The sequence below is a fragment of the Winogradskyella ludwigii genome (assembly GCF_013403985.1).
Taxonomy (GTDB): Bacteria; Bacteroidota; Bacteroidia; order Flavobacteriales; family Flavobacteriaceae; genus Winogradskyella; species Winogradskyella ludwigii.
Genome location: NZ_JABFDF010000004.1, coordinates 151,361 through 168,480, shown reverse-complemented (window position 1 = coordinate 168,480; position 17,120 = coordinate 151,361). Strand labels below are relative to the sequence as shown.

General features: G+C 32.0%; 16 protein-coding genes. 9 read left to right on the top strand and 7 right to left on the bottom strand.

The window, feature by feature from the left end; genetic code table 11:
- Nucleotides 1-125: 125 nt before the first annotated feature.
- The 3 genes from HM981_RS11240 to HM981_RS11230 all read left to right on the top strand — a co-directional run bounded on the left by HM981_RS11240 (nt 126) and on the right by HM981_RS11230 (nt 2,216).
- On the top strand, nt 126-530 hold the full coding sequence (locus tag HM981_RS11240; RefSeq protein WP_179338899.1) for a DUF2721 domain-containing protein: 405 nt from the start codon (nt 126-128) through the stop codon (nt 528-530).
- A gap of 83 nt (nt 531-613) precedes the next feature.
- Nucleotides 614-1,207, top strand: a complete 594-nt coding sequence (locus HM981_RS11235; protein ID WP_179338898.1) for an RNA polymerase sigma factor — start codon at nt 614-616, stop codon at nt 1,205-1,207.
- A gap of 196 nt (nt 1,208-1,403) precedes the next feature.
- Nucleotides 1,404-2,216, top strand: coding sequence for a mechanosensitive ion channel family protein (locus tag HM981_RS11230; protein ID WP_179338897.1), 813 nt, complete (start codon nt 1,404-1,406; stop codon nt 2,214-2,216).
- 114 nt (nt 2,217-2,330) lie between these two features.
- Here HM981_RS11230 and HM981_RS11225 read toward each other — a convergent pair whose 3' ends face one another.
- Nucleotides 2,331-3,353 (bottom strand): formimidoylglutamase, encoded by a 1,023-nt coding sequence (locus HM981_RS11225; RefSeq protein WP_179338896.1) that lies wholly within the window; start codon nt 3,351-3,353, stop codon nt 2,331-2,333.
- Nucleotides 3,354-3,463: 110 nt separating this feature from the next.
- Here HM981_RS11225 and HM981_RS11220 point away from each other — a divergent pair, with 110 nt between their 5' ends.
- Nucleotides 3,464-4,351 carry a chromosome partitioning protein ParA gene (locus HM981_RS11220; RefSeq protein WP_179338895.1) on the top strand — a complete coding sequence of 296 codons (888 nt, stop codon included), beginning with the start codon at nt 3,464-3,466 and terminating at the stop codon, nt 4,349-4,351.
- A 59-nt stretch (nt 4,352-4,410) separates the two neighbouring features.
- Here HM981_RS11220 and hutI read toward each other — a convergent pair whose 3' ends face one another.
- The 3 genes from hutI to fumC form a co-directional block, all read right to left on the bottom strand.
- Nucleotides 4,411-5,646 carry an imidazolonepropionase gene (gene hutI, locus HM981_RS11215; protein WP_179338894.1) on the bottom strand — a complete coding sequence of 412 codons (1,236 nt, stop codon included), beginning with the start codon at nt 5,644-5,646 and terminating at the stop codon, nt 4,411-4,413.
- 98 nt (nt 5,647-5,744) lie between these two features.
- Nucleotides 5,745-7,160, bottom strand: a complete 1,416-nt coding sequence (locus HM981_RS11210) for a T9SS type A sorting domain-containing protein (protein ID WP_179338893.1) — start codon at nt 7,158-7,160, stop codon at nt 5,745-5,747.
- Nucleotides 7,161-7,237: 77 nt separating this feature from the next.
- On the bottom strand, nt 7,238-8,635 hold the full coding sequence (fumC, locus tag HM981_RS11205; RefSeq protein ID WP_179338892.1) for a class II fumarate hydratase: 1,398 nt from the start codon (nt 8,633-8,635) through the stop codon (nt 7,238-7,240).
- Nucleotides 8,636-9,084: 449 nt separating this feature from the next.
- On the opposite strand from fumC, the gene HM981_RS11200 reads away from it, so the two are divergent.
- The 5 genes from HM981_RS11200 to HM981_RS11180 all read left to right on the top strand — a co-directional run bounded on the left by HM981_RS11200 (nt 9,085) and on the right by HM981_RS11180 (nt 14,239).
- Nucleotides 9,085-9,789: an esterase family protein gene (locus HM981_RS11200; RefSeq protein ID WP_179338891.1), complete on the top strand. Its 705-nt coding sequence runs from the start codon at nt 9,085-9,087 to the stop codon at nt 9,787-9,789.
- A gap of 121 nt (nt 9,790-9,910) precedes the next feature.
- On the top strand, nt 9,911-10,993 hold the full coding sequence (locus HM981_RS11195; protein WP_179338890.1) for an ATP-grasp domain-containing protein: 1,083 nt from the start codon (nt 9,911-9,913) through the stop codon (nt 10,991-10,993).
- Between the two features lie 60 nt (nt 10,994-11,053).
- Entirely contained in the window at nt 11,054-12,148 is a 1,095-nt protein-coding gene (locus HM981_RS11190; protein ID WP_179338889.1) for a carboxylate-amine ligase, read from the top strand.
- Nucleotides 12,149-12,211: 63 nt separating this feature from the next.
- Entirely contained in the window at nt 12,212-13,030 is an 819-nt protein-coding gene (locus HM981_RS11185) for a type 1 glutamine amidotransferase (RefSeq protein WP_179338888.1), read from the top strand.
- Between the two features lie 6 nt (nt 13,031-13,036).
- Nucleotides 13,037-14,239, top strand: coding sequence for a hypothetical protein (locus HM981_RS11180; RefSeq protein WP_179338887.1), 1,203 nt, complete (start codon nt 13,037-13,039; stop codon nt 14,237-14,239).
- 102 nt (nt 14,240-14,341) lie between these two features.
- Here HM981_RS11180 and HM981_RS11175 read toward each other — a convergent pair whose 3' ends face one another.
- The 3 genes from HM981_RS11175 to HM981_RS11165 are packed head-to-tail and all read right to left on the bottom strand — an operon-like array spanning nt 14,342 to nt 16,980.
- Nucleotides 14,342-15,106 carry an RDD family protein gene (locus tag HM981_RS11175; protein WP_179338886.1) on the bottom strand — a complete coding sequence of 255 codons (765 nt, stop codon included), beginning with the start codon at nt 15,104-15,106 and terminating at the stop codon, nt 14,342-14,344.
- Between the two features lie 14 nt (nt 15,107-15,120).
- Nucleotides 15,121-15,729: a hypothetical protein gene (locus HM981_RS11170; protein WP_179338885.1), complete on the bottom strand. Its 609-nt coding sequence runs from the start codon at nt 15,727-15,729 to the stop codon at nt 15,121-15,123.
- A 51-nt stretch (nt 15,730-15,780) separates the two neighbouring features.
- Nucleotides 15,781-16,980 (bottom strand): ATP-grasp domain-containing protein, encoded by a 1,200-nt coding sequence (locus HM981_RS11165; protein ID WP_179338884.1) that lies wholly within the window; start codon nt 16,978-16,980, stop codon nt 15,781-15,783.
- Nucleotides 16,981-17,120: the final 140 nt, after the last annotated feature.

The window sequence follows — 17,120 nt, the reverse complement described above, 5'->3', positions numbered from 1 at the left end:
ATGGTGTTTAAATGATGAAAAGAAGGGATAAAATTTAGATTAAAAATATATGACTTGAACGCTTTAAAATGTTCGCTTTTCTTATGTCTAGTCGTTTAATTCTTTAATTTTGCACAAACTCTAATATGGAAGAATTAACTCTAACAACACCAGCACTTCTGTTTTCGGCGATATCTTTAATTATGTTGGCATATACTAACCGATTTTTAGCCTATGCTGCTATAATTCGGAATTTAAGAGATCAATATCTAGAGCGTCAAGATAATTCTATTCTTAAGCAAATTAAGAATTTAAGATTGCGCGTAAAATTAACTAGGTACATGCAAATTTCTGGTATTAGTAGTTTGTTGTTTTGTGTTGTAACCATGTTTTTAATTTATGTGAATTTTAATATTATTGCCGTTTGGGCCTTTGGATTAGGCTTGGTTTTACTCATCGTGTCTTTATTATTTCTTATCTGGGAAATACAAATATCTGCACGCTCATTACAACACCATTTAGGCGATATAGAAGATCATTTAAATAAATAATTATTTTTTAATAAATATTGTGACCTATTCAAATGTTTAGTGTCTTAAAACTGAAAACCAATTAATAAAGCTTAAAAATTACCTTGACAAAAGACGCTATTCATAACCTAACCGATGAAGCGCTTGTAGAAGCAATCGTAAAAACTAACGACACTATGTTGTTCGAGGTTTTGTATGATAGATATTCAAGCATGGTTTATAACAAATGTTATGGCTTTGCAAATGGAGTGGATGAAGCTAAGGATTTAACTCAAGATGTATTTTTAAAAGTATTTATCAAATTAGCGAGTTTTAAAGGCAAATCTAAATTTTCCACATGGTTATATGCATTTACGTATAATCATTGTGTAAATTATGTGACCAGAAATACGGCTAAGAAGTTTGAAAAAAAATCTATAAGTTCTGAGATTGTTGATATAGAGAATATAGGAGAAGATATAGATTCTACTGTAGAGTTTGAAAACATGAGAGTAGAGCACTTGAAGAAAGTAATGGAGTTGATTTCTCCAGACGAGAAAATGATTTTATTACTAAAATACCAAGATAATTTATCAATAAAAGAATTAGCTGAAGCTTTAGAATTAGGAGAAAGCGCAGTTAAAATGCGATTAAAAAGAGCAAAAGAAAAACTAGTACTTAAGTACACAAATTATACGAAAGATGGAAAATCCATTTAAACAAATAGACCAGCCTTTAAAGGAAGTTCCAGCGGAACTGAAGAGCAGAGTTATGCATGATATTGCTATGGCTAAGTTATTTATGGAGTTAGCTGAGCTGTTTTCGTATAATCTAAGTTATATAATTGAAAGTGTAAGTAGTAAAAGAAAAAAGTAAACCAATATTTATAAAACCCTAAAATAAACCTTATTATAAATGGAAGATTCTAAAGAATTTATAACAGATATTATGTCATCATCTTGGCCAGTTTTATTAAAAATTGTGTTTGGTTTTATTGGTATAATCGTAGCGTTATATCTTATCAAAGTGATCGTTAAAATAATTATAAAGCTTTTAAATTTAGCCAAAATTTATAAGCTAGACGCTAAGCTAAACGATATAGAAATAATAGAAGGTAAAAAATTGAAAATCGATTCAATTAAAATTATTTCAACCTTTATTAAATACATTTTATATGTTCTTTTAGTAATGATAGCTTCTGAGACATTAGGCTTAGAGATCATATCAAATCAAATTAGTGATTTAATTTCTTATGCACCAAAGTTAATTTCTGCTGTATTAGTATTTGTTTTTGGTTTGCTTTTTGCAAATTTTGTAAAAAATGGTTTAAAGTCATTATTTGAATCCATGGATATGTCTGGTGGAAAAGCCATCAGCCAAGTAGTGTTTTTCTTATTGCTAACATTTATTTCTGTTACAGCTTTAAATCAAGCAGGGATAGATACAGAGATCATTACTAATAATATTAATATGATTATTGCTGCTTTTTTACTTGCATTCGCTATCGCGTTTGGGTTAGGAGCAAGGGAAGTAGTAGGTAAATTATTGAATACATTCTATGCTCGTAAGATTTATGAAGTAGGACAAAAGATTGTTTTTAATGATGAAATATATACAGTAGAAGCTGTACAAAGTATTTCAGTGATACTAAAAAATTCAAAAGGAAAACTTATTGTTCCTATTAAAGATATCGTAGAAAATCAAGTACAAATGCAGGATCAGCTATAATGTTAGGGTTATAGATTTATGGTTAAATAAAGTTTGATACTGCATGTACTTGATGTATTTAAAACCCTTTTCAATTTGATAAGGGTTTTTTTGTTGTTTAGAATAAATAACGGATTATTTATTCATATTTGATCTCATAAAATCTGTAATTAAATACGTGATTAGTTTTCCTATTTTAGTTTCAGTTCCTTTGGTTGGTGCAGCTTCACAAATGTGAAGGTATGAAGCATTGGGATGCTTACCAAAGTAATTTACAAATTGTCTAGCTTTTTTTACACTAAAACCACTAGGTGTCTTAGCGCTACTTGGTATATTTTTAATAGCATCGCAATCTATTTCAATTCCAAAGTGTCTATTAGAAACATGGTCTAAGGCTATTTTCATTTCAGATTTAAAAACAAGTTCATTTCTAACTTCAATAGCTTCGTAAGTATTAAACTTAATAGATTTTACTTTTTTAATCTTTTGAAATAACGCTTCAGATGTATAATTTTCATGTAAACCGAAGATAAAATAATACTTTAAAAAACCTTCAGCATAAGCGTAACTAAAACCATTTCCGCTATGTCTGCCTTCTTCTCTTCTAAAATCAGAATGTGCATCGAAGTTTACTACGTTAATTCTTTCGTTATTTGCTAAAGCACAACCTTTAATATTTCCGTAGGCATTATTATGTCCACCTCCAATAATTATCGGGATTTTACCTGCTTTTACAATTAAAGAAACTAAGTGCGTAACATCTTTATCAATTGTACCTACGATTTCTCTAACTTTAGAAATTTGTTTATTTTTTGATAAATCGAAGTTCTTTATGGTATTACGTTGCTTTTCATACTCTAAATGACCTAAAACTAAAACACGTTTAGCAGGTGTTAAATTGTTGCTTTGTATATTTAACAAAACTTTTAGAGTGGCATCCCAAGCCTTGTTTGTACCTGTGTTTCCGTAGTTTGCAGTAACTCCAATGTCTTCATTAACACCTATAATTACATAATCAACGTCTAAATTAACAATATCATCGTATATGTTAATGAGGTTGGGCAATAACTGAATATGCTCACCAAATTTAGTTTCACCTTTTCGTTTCTTTAGAAGATGTTGTTTTTCTTTTTCTGTAAATAAAATAAGATGCTCCATTTGGATAAATAATTACAATAATAAATTTAAAAGTACAGTTTTATTTAATTACTTTGACCTCAAATAGGCATTAATAAACTAGAATTAACAATACTAAATATTAAACATTTATGGAAGGTTCACAAAACTCAAACACAGGATTAAAAGTAGGCTTAGGCATACTAGTCGTATTATTTTTAGGAACAGCGTTCTACACTTCTAAGCTTTATAGCGAAAAGCAAGAGAATGAAAAAACTTTGATGAGTGAAAAGCAACAAGTCATGTCTGATCTTAATAATATGGCCAAAGATTATGATGAAGCTATAGCAGAAAGTGACGTTAAGAATCAAGATTTAGTAATGGCGAGAGCGCGTATCCAAGGTTTAATGGATTCTTTAAAAGTTTCTCAGAATAGCGTTGGTAATTTGTGGAGTTATAAAAAGAAATATATGGCTATGCAAGAGGAAATGGATGTGCTGTTAACAGAAAATGATCGTCTTAAAGGGGAAAATCAATATTTGGCAACATCTTTAGATAGTACACAAATTCAGTTGGCTGAACGTACCATGTTTACAGATTCACTTCTTGTACAAAATACACAACTAACTACAGTTGTTAAAGATGCAGCAGCATTGCAGACTGTTGGATTATTAGGTATGGGTGTAATAGAAAGAAGTAGTGGTAAGCAAATACCAACAGAACGTGCAAAACGAAGTGATAAAATTAAAGTATGCTTTACAGTTGCTAAAAATATGCTTGCTGAAGGTGGTGATAAAGAATTATATGTTCAAGTAATCGATCCTAAAAATAATGTCTTAGGCGCTAATGCACAAATTGCATTTGATGATCAAGTCTTAAACTACAGTTTAATTAGTAGATTTAATTACGAGAATAGAAACTTAAATATCTGTGAATATATTAATGAATTGGAAGATTCTAATTTTGAAAAAGGACGTTATAAAATTAATGTTTTTAATGATAAAGCATTAATCTCTTCTTCAGAGTTTGAATTGAAATAAGAAAATTAATACGTTAATTTATAAAGAAAATCCAGAAGTTCGCTTCTGGATTTTCTTGTTTATAATAATCGGCCGTTTATAATAACTTGCTCAACAGGGTTATGAGCAAAGGCGTATGGAATTTCACTATAATGATCCATTGGTTTGGTTATAATGAGATTTGCTTTTTTTCCTCGAGTAATACTTCCATACATATTACTAATTCCCATGGCATAAGCACCATTTACAGTAGCTGCGTTTATAGCTTCTTCTGGAGTTAACCTTAATTTTACGCAAGCAGCGCTAACTACAAAATTCATATTTCCACTAGGTGAAGATCCAGGATTATAATCTGTAGCGATTGCTAAAGGTAAACCTGCATCAATAATTTTACGAGCTTGTGTATATGGAATACTTAAAAAATAAGAGCAACCTGGCAAAGCAACAGCAATGGTGTCACTTCCTTTTAATGCTTCAATGTCATCGTCATTTAGTTCTTCTAAATGATCTACAGATAAAGCATTGTGTTTTACGCCAAGTGCAATACCGCCTAGAATATTAAATTGGTTAACATGAATTTTTGGTCGTAAATTAAATTTTTCTCCAGCTTCTAATATCGCTTCAGTATCTTTTATGTCAAAATAACCTTCTTCACAAAACACATCAATATAATTTGTGATGTGTAACGCTGCCGCTTTAGGAATCAATTCTTCTGTGATATAGTTTATATAGTCTTCCTTTTTTGTTTTGAATTCTTCAGGAATAGCATGAGCGGCTAATAATGTTGGAATGATTATCGCTAAACTTTCCTGTTTCATACGTTTTATAACACGAAGCATTTTTAATTCTGCTTCAACGGTTAACCCATAGCCTGTTTTTATTTCTACAGCACCAGTTCCCATGGCTATAAGTTGGTTCAGTCGTTTTATGGATTGTTCAAATAGTTCCTCTTCCGAGGTCTCTTGAAGTGTTTTAGCGGAATTTAAAATACCACCACCTTTGTTGGCAATTTCAGCATAAGAAAGGCCATTTATTCTGTCTACAAATTCAGAAGTTCGATCACCTGCATATACAATATGAGTATGAGAATCACACCAAGAAGGTAAAACTAATTTACCAGTTGCATCAATTATGGTTTCTGCATCAAAGCCCTCGCAGTCATTCATATCTCCAAATTCAATTATAGTGTCATTCTCTATATAGAGGTAAGCATTTTCTATAATTGGTAATTTTTTCATATCACTACCTTTAATAATAGTGGTATTGTAATCATGCACTTGAATGAGCTGTTTAATATTGGTAATTAGTAGAGACATATTGGTTGTTGTTTTTGTAAAGATTGCTATTTTTTTGAACAAAAAAAAACGCTAGTAACAATTTACTAGCGTTTTTATATATTTTGTAGTGTGAAATTTTATTCTTTTATGAATTTGGAAGTCACTTCATTATTTATTTTAATAGTATAAATACCAGTTGCTAATTCTGAAACATCTAGAGTCTCACCATTAGTTAAGGTTTGTTTTATGATGCTTTTACCAATAGCATCATATACAGCAACGTTAATTGAGGCTAAATTATAACCTTCTATACGTAAAACATCTGAAGCTGGGTTTGGATATATGCTTAAAGTTGTTAACTCAGTATTGGTAATGCTTAATACATTAAGTCTGTTGTCTATCCAATCTACGGTATCACTAGAATTACCTACAATAGCGATATCAATATCTGAATCTCCATCAAAATCTGCAGCAGTAATATCTTGCATTTGATAATTATTTTCAATTATTAATTGCGCTGTAGTGCTTGGAGATGCATTTGCCGCACCTTTGAACCAAATAATCGCATTATCTGCAGCTCCAAAATCAGTTAAGATAAAATCGTTTAAACCATCTTCATCAATATCAGTAATGAGCATTGCTCCAGGATGATCGATAATACTAGCATCTGAAATTGTATTAGCCGTAGAGGTACCGTTTTTTACTTTATTGAACCATTCTACGTCTCCAGAGCTGTAGTCTAATTTAACTACATCCATTGTACCATCATTATTTACATCAGCAAAGGCAATAGCTAATATTAAATTAGCGCCGCTATCAACAGTCTGTGTATCTTTAATCCATGATACAGTAGTAGCAGGATCTGGATCACTACCATCATATTGGTTATAGTAGATCTCTATGGCTCCGTCATTATAATATCCAACTAATACATCTAGATCTCCATCCGCATCAAAATCCGCAATATCAACATAATAAGGACCGTTAAGAATAGTGTTCTCTACATCAGGTTGTGCAACGAAATTACCAGAACCATCACCAGAATACCATTGTGTTCTATTGTTATCGTAAGCTGCTACAACTAAATCTACATGGCCGTCATTATTGATGTCTCCAGAAACAACTTGTCCTGGTCCTGCAATAGCACCATCAATTATCGTTTCTGTATACATATAAGAGGCATCCATACTTGTTGCACTTAAATAATATACTAACTTACTTTGTGTAGATGCTGTTGCAATAATATCAAAGGCTCCATCTTCATTAACATCAGCAAGAATTAAACCATCTACATTTTCCATAGTTGTAGAGACTATTATTTCTATAGGGAAGTTTCCACTACCATCATTAAGGTAACATTTAATAAAAGGGGCTGTAGAATCATAAGTTGCCATTACGATATCTATATCACCATCTCCGTCAATATCACCAGAATCGATTTCGTAAGGCTCTTCACCAGTGTTTGGATCTATGTTATTTAATACCCAATCTTGAGCGTAGTTTAAATTGCTAATTGCAACAATAATTAAAAATGCGAGTAGTTTTTTTTTCATAATGTTTTGATTTATATGCTAATATACTAAAAAATCGACAAAACATGTATTTCGTCGATTTTTTAGTCATTTCAGCGTTATTTTAAGTTTCCAACCATATTTTCTGGTTTTACCCATTCGTCATAATCCTCTGCAGAAACATAACCTAAGTTTACAGCTTCTTCTTTTAAAGTGGTTCCATTTTTATGTGCCGTATTTGCAATTTCAGCAGCTTTATAATAACCAATTTTAGTGTTTAAAGCCGTTACTAACATTAATGAGTTGTTTAATAACTCTTTAATGACTTGGTGATTAGGTTCTATTCCAATGACACAGTGCTCTTCAAAACTAACACAAGCATCACCAATTAATTGTGCTGACTGTAAAATGTTTGCAGCCATCATTGGCTTAAATACATTAAGCTCATAGTGACCTTGAGTACCACCAACAGAAATAGCAACATCGTTACCCATTACTTGTGCACAAACCATAGTCAGTGCTTCACATTGCGTAGGATTTACTTTTCCAGGCATAATTGAACTTCCTGGCTCATTTGCAGGAATTATAATTTCACCTATTCCAGAACGAGGACCAGAAGCCATCATTCTAACATCATTAGCAATTTTATTTAAAGATACCGCTAATTGTTTTAAAGCACCATGAGTTTCAACTATGGCATCGTGAGCCGCTAAAGCTTCAAATTTATTTTCTGCAGTTATAAAAGGTAATTCAGTGAATTCAGCGATGTATTTAGCAACAAGCACATCGTAACCTTTAGGTGTGTTCATTCCTGTACCAACAGCTGTTCCTCCTAAAGCTAATTCGCTTAAGTGCGCTAACGTATTTTGTAAAGCTTTTAAGCCGTGATCTAATTGAGATACATAACCAGAAAATTCTTGTCCTAAGGTTAAAGGTGTAGCATCCATTAAGTGTGTACGACCAATTTTTACAACATCTTTAAATTCTAATGCTTTTTTATGTAATGCATTACGTAACTTAATGACTCCCGGAATCGTTGTTTCTGCAACTTTTTTGTAAGCTGCAATATGCATTCCTGTAGGAAACGTATCGTTAGATGATTGAGATTTATTGACATCATCATTGGGTTGAATTGTTTTTTCTCCTTCACCAATAACTTTACCTGCAATTTGATGCGCTCTGTTAGCAACAACCTCATTCACGTTCATGTTACTTTGTGTACCAGAACCTGTTTGCCAAATCACTAAAGGAAATTGGTCATCGTATTTTTTTTCTAAAATTTCATCGCAGGCCTGAGCTATTAAATCACGTTTTTCTTTAGATAAAACGTCTAAATCACAATTAGCGTAAGCAGCTGCTTTTTTTAAGTATGCAAAACCATAAACAATCTCTAAAGGCATTGATGCCGGAGCTCCAATTTTAAAATTATTACGAGAGCGTTCTGTTTGCGCTCCCCAAAGTTTGTCGGCAGGTACTTTAACCTCACCCATTGTGTCTTTTTCTATTCTGTAATTCATGAGTATTGTATTTTATGTACTACAAATTTAAAGGTTTTGTTAGTCTAATAGGATATTAAAGAGGGATTTATTTGAACAGTTTTTTATTTAAAGAATTACTAAGTTTTAATCTTCATTTTTGAGCATTGTAGATTGTATTGTTTTTAAGAATATGATAAATAATAGTCTATTTTTATACTTATTCATTAAAAAGCAACAGAACGACGACGCGTGTTAGTTTAAATAATATAAAATAACGATATTTAAAGACAGTATTGCTTTGATTTGTAGGTGTTAGTGCGACTATAAAACTTAAGCAAATTGATGTAAACAGTGTAATTTTTTTTAACTTATTTTTTAATTAACTGACTAAAAATTAAGCAATTGGATTATTCGTCTTTAAATACGAATCCTCTAATTTTTGAGGTGTTATGATTGCTTTTACGCTGTAAAATTATAGATAAAAATACATGAAAGAAGAACATTTTAAATGGTACTCACCAACACTAAGCATGGATATTGAAATGCTTGTCTTTGGGCATGCAGGCTATCCTGTAGTTCTGTTTCCTACAACTAACGGAAAGCATAACGAATGCAGAGATATGCAACTTATAGAATCTGTAAGATGGTTTGTAGAGCAAGGTTTGGTACAAATATATTGTCCAGACAGTATTAACGAATTAAGTTGGTATAATAAAGGTATTCATCCTGCAAACCGTGCTAAAAATCATGCTTGGTATGATGAGTTTATAATGAACGAAGTTGTCAATAAAATCTGTGATGAAAAAGGCCTGCAAAAAGTAGCTGTAGCAGGACCGAGTTTTGGAGGTTATCATGCGGCAAATTTTGCATTTAAACATCCAGAGCGTGTAAGCCATATGTTTAGTATGAGTGGTGCATTTGATATTAAATCTTTTGTCGGAGATCATTACGATGATAATGTGTTTTATAATAATCCAGTAGATTTTTTACCAGGAGCTAATCATCCAGATCTATGGAACATGAAAATAGTTCTTGGAGTAGGAGAGTGGGATATTTGTCTAGAGGCTAACAAAAATCTAGCTAGCATTTTAACAGAAAAAAACATACCTTTCTGGTATGATGAACATAAGTGGGCAGAACACGATTGGCCATTATGGAACAAAATGTTTCCACATTACTTATCAAAACTATAAAATTAATTAAACCATAAAATTTACTTTCAAATGAAACAAACATGCTAAAAATATAAATGGTCAAATGACTGATTGATAATTAATAGCATGTGCTAATTAAAATAACAATAAACACAAACACATGAAAAAAATAGGCATTTTATTCGGTCAAGAAAATACCTTCCCTTGGGCATTTATTGATAGAGTTAACGAAAAAATTAAGGAGCAAGGCATCAAAGATATGATTGCAGAAGCGGTCTCTATTGATACTGTAGAACAAGCAAAATCTGATGAATATGTTGTAATAATTGACCGAATATCTCAAGATGTTCCTTTTTACAGAGCGTATTTAAAAAATGCTGCAATTACAGGAACAGCTGTAATTAATAATCCGTTTTGGTGGAGTGCAGACGAAAAGTTTTTTAATAATGCACTCGCTGAATCTATTGGAGTTCCAGTGCCTAAAACGTTTATTTTACCATCATCTCATCGTCCACCAGATACAGATGCCAATTCTTTTAGAAACATGAAATTTCCATTTGATTGGGAGAAAATGTTTTCTACTATTGGTTTTCCTGCATATATGAAACCACATGATGGTGGTGGTTGGAAAAGTGTTTATCGTGTAGAGAGTCCGGAAGATTTATGGGCAAAGCATGGCGAAACTGAGCATCTGGTGATGATGCTTCAGGAAGAAATTAATTTTACGCATTATTTTAGATGTTATGCTTTAGGTACTGACCAGATTCATATTATGCAATATGAACCTAGAAATCCTCATCACCTGCGTTATGTTATTGACGGACCACCTGTTGACCAAAAATTATTAGATTTAGTTGAATCTTATTGTATTAAATTAAACACCGCTTTAGGTTACGATTTTAATACGGTTGAATTTGCCGTGAGAGATGGTATTCCTTACGCTATTGATTTTTGTAATCCTGCACCAGATGCCGATATTAATTCTGTAGGACAAGAAAACTTTGATTGGATTGTAGAAAACGCTGCTAATATGGCACTAGAAAAAGCAAAACAATATAAGAAAGGTCAAATGAACCTGACCTGGGGAAGTTTTGTTAGAGATCAAATTGAAAGTCCAAAAGCACCAAAAAAGAAAACTGTTGCTAAAAAAGCACCTGTAAAAAAAGCCGTTACAAAGAAAACCGTTGCTAAAAAAACAACAGCTAAAAAGCCGATAGTAAAGAAGAAAGCAGCAAAAAAATAGATATTTCAAATACCTGACTGTTTTTTTAATAGTCAGGTTTAATCTAATCACCTCACTTATATGAAGTTTACTTTAGGTATTGAAGAAGAATATCAAATTATAGATCCTGTTTCGCGTGAATTAATTTCACACGATCAACAAATTGTATCTGAAGCTGCTAAGGTTCTCAATGATCAAGTTAAGGCAGAAATGCATCAAGCTGTTGTAGAAGTTGGTACTAATATTTGCCAAGATATTACTGACGCAAGAGAACAGATTACACATTTACGAAAATCAATCTCAGGTATTGCTAATGATTTGGGTTTTAAAATAGGTGCAGCAGGTACGCATCCATTTTCAAAATGGGAACATCAACTTATTACACCGAATCCACGTTATGATGAAATTATAACAGAATTACAAGACACAGCACGTTCTAACTTAATTTTTGGGTTGCACGTGCACGTTGGTATGGAAGATAAAGAAATGGCCATACATCTTGTAAATGCTATGCGTTATTTTTTACCGCATTTGTATGCTTTATCTACAAACTCACCATTTTGGGAAGGTAGAAATACAGGATTTAAATCTTTTAGGTCTAAAGTTTTTGATAAATTTCCTAGAACCGGAATTCCTAGTATTTTCGATAATTATGCGCAATACGAGAATTACGTTAAGATTCTTGTAAAAACAAATTGTATAGACAATCCAAAGAAAATATGGTGGGATATTAGAGTACATCCCTTTTTTCCAACTTTAGAGGTGCGTATTTGTGACGTGCCATTAACGGTTAATGAAACCATTTGTATCACAGCAATAATACAAGCTTTGGTGGCTAAGTTATATGATTTAAGAACTCATAATCTTAACTTTATGAATTATCATCGTGCTTTAATTAACGAGAATAAATGGAGAGCAGGACGTTACGGTATTGATGGTAAAATGATTGATTTTGGAAAAGAAGCTGAAGTAGAAACGAAGTTGTTAATGTTAGAATTGCTAGATTTTATTGATGATGTCGTTGATGATTTAGGATCACGTAAAGAAATAGAATACATTCACGAAATTCTTAAAAACGGTACAGGAGCAGATAGGCAATTAGAAATTTTTAAACAAACTAAGGACCTTACTAAAGTCGTTGATTATATTACAGAACAGACTATTTTAGGATTATAAAAACCTATTTAATATATTATCACTTAAGTTTATCTTAAGCGAAGTCGAAAGGCGAAGATTATTATGACAAAAAATAAATTGAAATTAGCCATTTTAGACATGAACAATGACCAACCTAATCAAGGGTTACGTTGTATCAAAGAAATTGTTAGCACCTTTAATACTGATGTTGATTACCAAATTTTTAACGTTAGAGCCAATAATGAATTGCCTGATATGTCATTCGATATCTTTATTTCAAGTGGTGGACCAGGAAGTCCATTAGATGAAGGTACATGGAGAAAGCCTTATTTAAAGTTGATGCAAAATCTTTGGGATCATAATAAAACAACATTTGGAGCCAAGAAGTCGGTATTCTTTATTTGTTATTCGTTTCAAGTTATTTGCGATTATTTTCAATTAGGCGAATTAAAACCAAGGCGTAGTACTTCTTTCGGGATTCTGCGTGTGCATAAAACAAAAGCAGGTAAAAAAGATTTAATTTTAGAAGGACTTAATGATCCGTTTTTTGCTGTAGATTCTCGCGATTGGCAATTAATTCAACCAGATTTAAAAGTGTTTAAAAAGCATGGTGCAAAAATATTAAGCAAAGAAAAAATTAGAACACATGTAGAATTAGAACGTGCTATTATGGCTGTTCGTTTTTCTAATGAGTTTGTTGGTACACAATTTCATCCTGAAGCAGAACCAGTGAGTATGGAAGCGTATTTTGGCGAGGAAGAAAATAAAAAGAAGGTTATTGATAGTTTTGGTGAAGAAAAGTATGCTCAAATGATGGATCGTATGGATGATCCTGAAAAGATTGAATTAACATACAATACCATTCTACCCAAGTTTATTAAGAATGCAATTATTCAAATTAAGGAACCTGTAATGTCATAAATTATCATGATTAAAAAAATAAGAGACGTCTATAATACCAATTTTTCAGAAGAAAAATATACTGCGTTTTTAAAGGACATTGATACTTCTTTTGATTATAAGGTGAAGTTTAAAATTGCAGAAACACCAGTTTTTTTGCCTAAAGCATTAAAAATGAAATTGGTTGAAGCTTGTAGCGATGTCATGAAGGTTATTAATCAACCTAATTTTAAGGAATTAACCAATGGTGCTTTTTTTGATAAGAATACCATTGTACCAAATGAAGATGAACACTCTAAGTTTATTCAATTAGATTTTGGGATATGTAAAGATGATGTGGGGAATTTAACACCAAAGTTAATTGAGCTTCAGGGCTTTCCTTCGTTATATTATTTTCAAGAATTTTTAGGTGGTAAATACAAAGAACATTTTGGAAATGTAATTCCTAAGGGTTTTTCTCAGCATTTAAACGGTATGACCTCAGATAATTATTTAGGTTTACTCCAACAAGAAATTGTTGGAGATACAGATCCTAAACAGGTTATTTTATTAGAAATTGAACCAGAATTACAAGCAACAGCTATAGATTTTTATGCAACAGCAGCAAAACTTGGTATAAAAGTGCTTTGTATTACCGATTTAATGAAAAGAGGAAAAACGCTCTTTTATAATGATGACAATGGAAGTGAAGTTGAAGTCTTAAAAATATACAATCGTATTATTTTTGATGAGCTACACCAACGTACAGATCTTAAAACTGAATTTAGCTTTCAAGATGAGATTGATGCGGAATGGATTGGTCACCCAAACTGGTTTTACAGAATTAGTAAATACACCATGCCTTTATTAAAAGGAGATTACGTACCAAAATCCTATTATTTAAATGCATTAGAAATCATTCCAGAAGATTTAGAAAATTACGTTTTAAAACCGTTGTATTCTTTCGCTGGAGCAGGAGTAGAGATTCATGTCACAAAAGATATGATTGATAAGGTTACAAATAAAGCCAACTACTTATTACAAGAAAAAGTGGCTTATGCACCTGTGATAGAAACCATGGATGATCCTGCAAAATGTGAAATTAGAATGATGCTACTTCACAATTCTAAAACGAACAAAACAGAAATCGTGAGTAACTTAATGCGATTAAGTAAAGGCGAAATGGTAGGAGTAAAGTACAATAAGGATAAAACTTGGGTTGGAGGAAGTACTGGTTTTTTTGAGGAATAAATGTTTAGTTGCCATTGTTGATGTTTTCGAGCCACAAGTTATTGTTATATTGATGATTAAGCATATTAACAGTGGTAAGGTTACTATTCGAATAAAGATTAACTATTCTTTAGAAAGGTTTATCAATTCCCATTCACCATTTGGTTGCTTAGTTAAGTATGCACCAACACTGACATCATTATTGTTTCCTAGAACTTTAATTTCTAATTGAGCCTCGCCATAGCCATTACTAATATTTATACTGCCAGTTGGCATCATGCCGTAACCTGTTATTCCTCCTGTTTCCTCTAATATTTTTTCATTTTGTTCTATGTTTTGAACGGCCACTTTATAAGCATCAGAATTTTTCATTGCAGAACCTGTAAATAAAACCATAAAGGTTATAAAAACGATTCCAATGGCAATTAAAGCAAGGACTCGAGGTGTTTTACTAGGTTTGTTAGGATTTTGAACTACGATAGTTTTAGCAACTTTGTCGCCTAATCGTTTTTTCTCATTACTTGCCGCTAGAACAATAAACTCAACAGGCCAAATGATTAGAAACAAATTACGAAATAAAAGTTTTCCAAAAGAAGGCACATGTTCAGGATTGGCCTCATCTCTTACCATGATTCCCATAATCCATTTCCCAATACTAATGCCTTTTATGGCATCTTTTCCAAAATAGACAACAAAACCAGGAAGCAAAACCACTAGCATCGTTGCTGTGATGGTAGTAAAATCGGGTTCATTTAAAAAATCTGATCCAAGTGCCAAAAATGCAATTGAAACGATTAAAAAACTCATCGCAAAATGATCAATCATATACGCTGCGATTCTTCTTTTTCTACTTGCTAATGCAAATTGGTTATTCGTTTCTGTGTTCATTCTATAATTGTCTTTTATTTCTGTCTAATTAAAAACTCTGTTTCACTACGTGATTTTAATTTTCCAAATAGTGATATTGATATTATTCCAAGTAATATAATATAACCTATAATATTTTTGAAAACACCTAAATTTGCTATGGCTAGGACTATACTGGTAATACTTCTTCCTCCTCCAATAATTTCGTATTCAGTACCATTTTCAATTTGAATGGCTAAATATAAAGACCAAATAAATAATACGGTCATAAATAATAAGGCGAAAAATTGAGGTTTAGCATATCTCAATACACTTGGAAATTCAGAGCTATATTTAAAATGGGGAATATCTTGTTTCAGGAAATCAAAAATTTCTTTTTTTGTGTTTTTATCTTTTATAATTAGTTCATCTTCTGAGCCATTACCAAAATATATTTTAATTTCATTCTTTCCGTCTTGATTCTGAATACTCGTGATATATGAATATGGAATACTAAAGAGGCGATTTAAAAATGCGAGATCAGACGAATCTGAATTCAGTTTATTTAATTCATCTGGTTTTGGGTTTCCTTTATAAATACAGTTGTCTTTTACTAAAATTAATTTATTGGTTTTAGAATCACTTAATTTCCAAAATTTCAGCATATTATTTTCCAATTTTAGATAAAGATCTATTAAAAAAGATTGATTTAAAAATTATTCAGATTTATCAGGTGCAGGTAAACTCGCATGAAACTCTTGTCCAATACGTTCTGTATATTGATCTAATAATTCTAAAACACGTTCACTTGAGTCAGAAACTACAATTAGTCCAATATGCCAAGGTTTGTCCATTCTCCAAGCAATTTCTTTATCTGAAAAACTTGAGGTGTCAGGATGTTCAAAACGGCTTAGCGACACCACGATTCCTGCATATTGATTGTTTATTTTTGGAAGCTTATAGACTGTTTTTCTTAGGTTGGCAGTTTCCACTTTTGCCCATTCTCCCCAAAGATTTACTCCAGAGGCATATTCTACCATTTCGGCTAAATTAGCTCCCCCAACTCTAGAGGAAGTTTCTAAAAAGAATAATTCTCCTGTGGCTTTCGATTGTATAAACTCTGTATGTGATGCTCCAAATTGCATTCCGAAGGCATTCATCACTTCAGCATTCATTTTTTGTAAGCCTTTTTCAATTTTAGATCCAATTTTAGAACTCGCAGATCTAAAAATTCCACCTCCATGAGCGACTTCAAAGGGAGTGTCTAGGTATTTACTTACTCTAGAGAAAACCACTTTACCATCAACGTTTAAACCATCTACATGATATACATCTCCTGGTGCAAATTGCTCTACTAAATAATTATCGCGTTCATCACCTAATTCATTCACAACTTGCCATAATTCATCTTTACTATGAATCTTTTTAATCCCAGTTGCAGAGGCTTCCATTCTTGGTTTTATTAACCAAGGTGGACTTACGCGATCTGCATAATCGTTAATTGTATCGTTATTAAATAAATCGGTAAATTCTGGGACATTAACACCCTCTTCTAAAGCTTTCATGCGCATGGCAAGCTTATCTCTAAAATAATGTGCTGTGGTTCTTCCCATACCTGGCATTCTAAAATGCTCACGGAGTAGTGCTACTTTTTCTACATCAAAATCATCTAGTGCTACAAAACGATCAAATTTTATAGTTCTAAATTTATAAGCAATACCTTTTGCAACATCTTCTTGATTCCATTCTTCTATATAGTAAGTATCATCAATAAATTCCCATGGCCAAGCATCATGCTCCAGCTTTTTCTTGGTTAATAAATAGACGTTGTTACCTTCTGCTTTTACACTTTTCAGAAAATCTTCACCTTTAAAATAGGTAGATACGCAGAGGAAATTAAGCGGTTGCTTTGGCATGGTTGGTTTTTGTAAATTATACTAGAATGTCAATTTGAACGCGGTCAAAAATCTCTTAAAATGAATGATTAAAGCATTTTAACAGCGCTCAACGTGACAGTTGTTCTTAACTTAAATATTGAAGAATCAATTTACAAAAC

Excerpts from the sequence above, each read along its gene's own strand:
- HM981_RS11165 (WP_179338884.1), bottom strand. The coding sequence starts at position 16,980 with ATGCCAAAGCAACCGCTTAATTTCCTCTGCGTATCTACCTATTTTAAA.
- hutI (WP_179338894.1), bottom strand. The coding sequence starts at position 5,646 with ATGTCTCTACTAATTACCAATATTAAACAGCTCATTCAAGTGCATGAT.
- HM981_RS11225 (WP_179338896.1), bottom strand. The coding sequence starts at position 3,353 with ATGGAGCATCTTATTTTATTTACAGAAAAAGAAAAACAACATCTTCTA.
- HM981_RS11170 (WP_179338885.1), bottom strand. The coding sequence starts at position 15,729 with ATGCTGAAATTTTGGAAATTAAGTGATTCTAAAACCAATAAATTAATT.
- HM981_RS11195 (WP_179338890.1), top strand. The coding sequence starts at position 9,911 with ATGAAAAAAATAGGCATTTTATTCGGTCAAGAAAATACCTTCCCTTGG.
- HM981_RS11230 (WP_179338897.1), top strand. The coding sequence starts at position 1,404 with ATGGAAGATTCTAAAGAATTTATAACAGATATTATGTCATCATCTTGG.
- HM981_RS11180 (WP_179338887.1), top strand. The coding sequence starts at position 13,037 with ATGATTAAAAAAATAAGAGACGTCTATAATACCAATTTTTCAGAAGAA.
- HM981_RS11210 (WP_179338893.1), bottom strand. The coding sequence starts at position 7,160 with ATGAAAAAAAAACTACTCGCATTTTTAATTATTGTTGCAATTAGCAAT.
- HM981_RS11190 (WP_179338889.1), top strand. The coding sequence starts at position 11,054 with ATGAAGTTTACTTTAGGTATTGAAGAAGAATATCAAATTATAGATCCT.
- fumC (WP_179338892.1), bottom strand. The coding sequence starts at position 8,635 with ATGAATTACAGAATAGAAAAAGACACAATGGGTGAGGTTAAAGTACCT.
- HM981_RS11200 (WP_179338891.1), top strand. The coding sequence starts at position 9,085 with ATGAAAGAAGAACATTTTAAATGGTACTCACCAACACTAAGCATGGAT.
- HM981_RS11175 (WP_179338886.1), bottom strand. The coding sequence starts at position 15,106 with ATGAACACAGAAACGAATAACCAATTTGCATTAGCAAGTAGAAAAAGA.
- HM981_RS11240 (WP_179338899.1), top strand. The coding sequence starts at position 126 with ATGGAAGAATTAACTCTAACAACACCAGCACTTCTGTTTTCGGCGATA.
- HM981_RS11220 (WP_179338895.1), top strand. The coding sequence starts at position 3,464 with ATGGAAGGTTCACAAAACTCAAACACAGGATTAAAAGTAGGCTTAGGC.
- HM981_RS11185 (WP_179338888.1), top strand. The coding sequence starts at position 12,212 with ATGACAAAAAATAAATTGAAATTAGCCATTTTAGACATGAACAATGAC.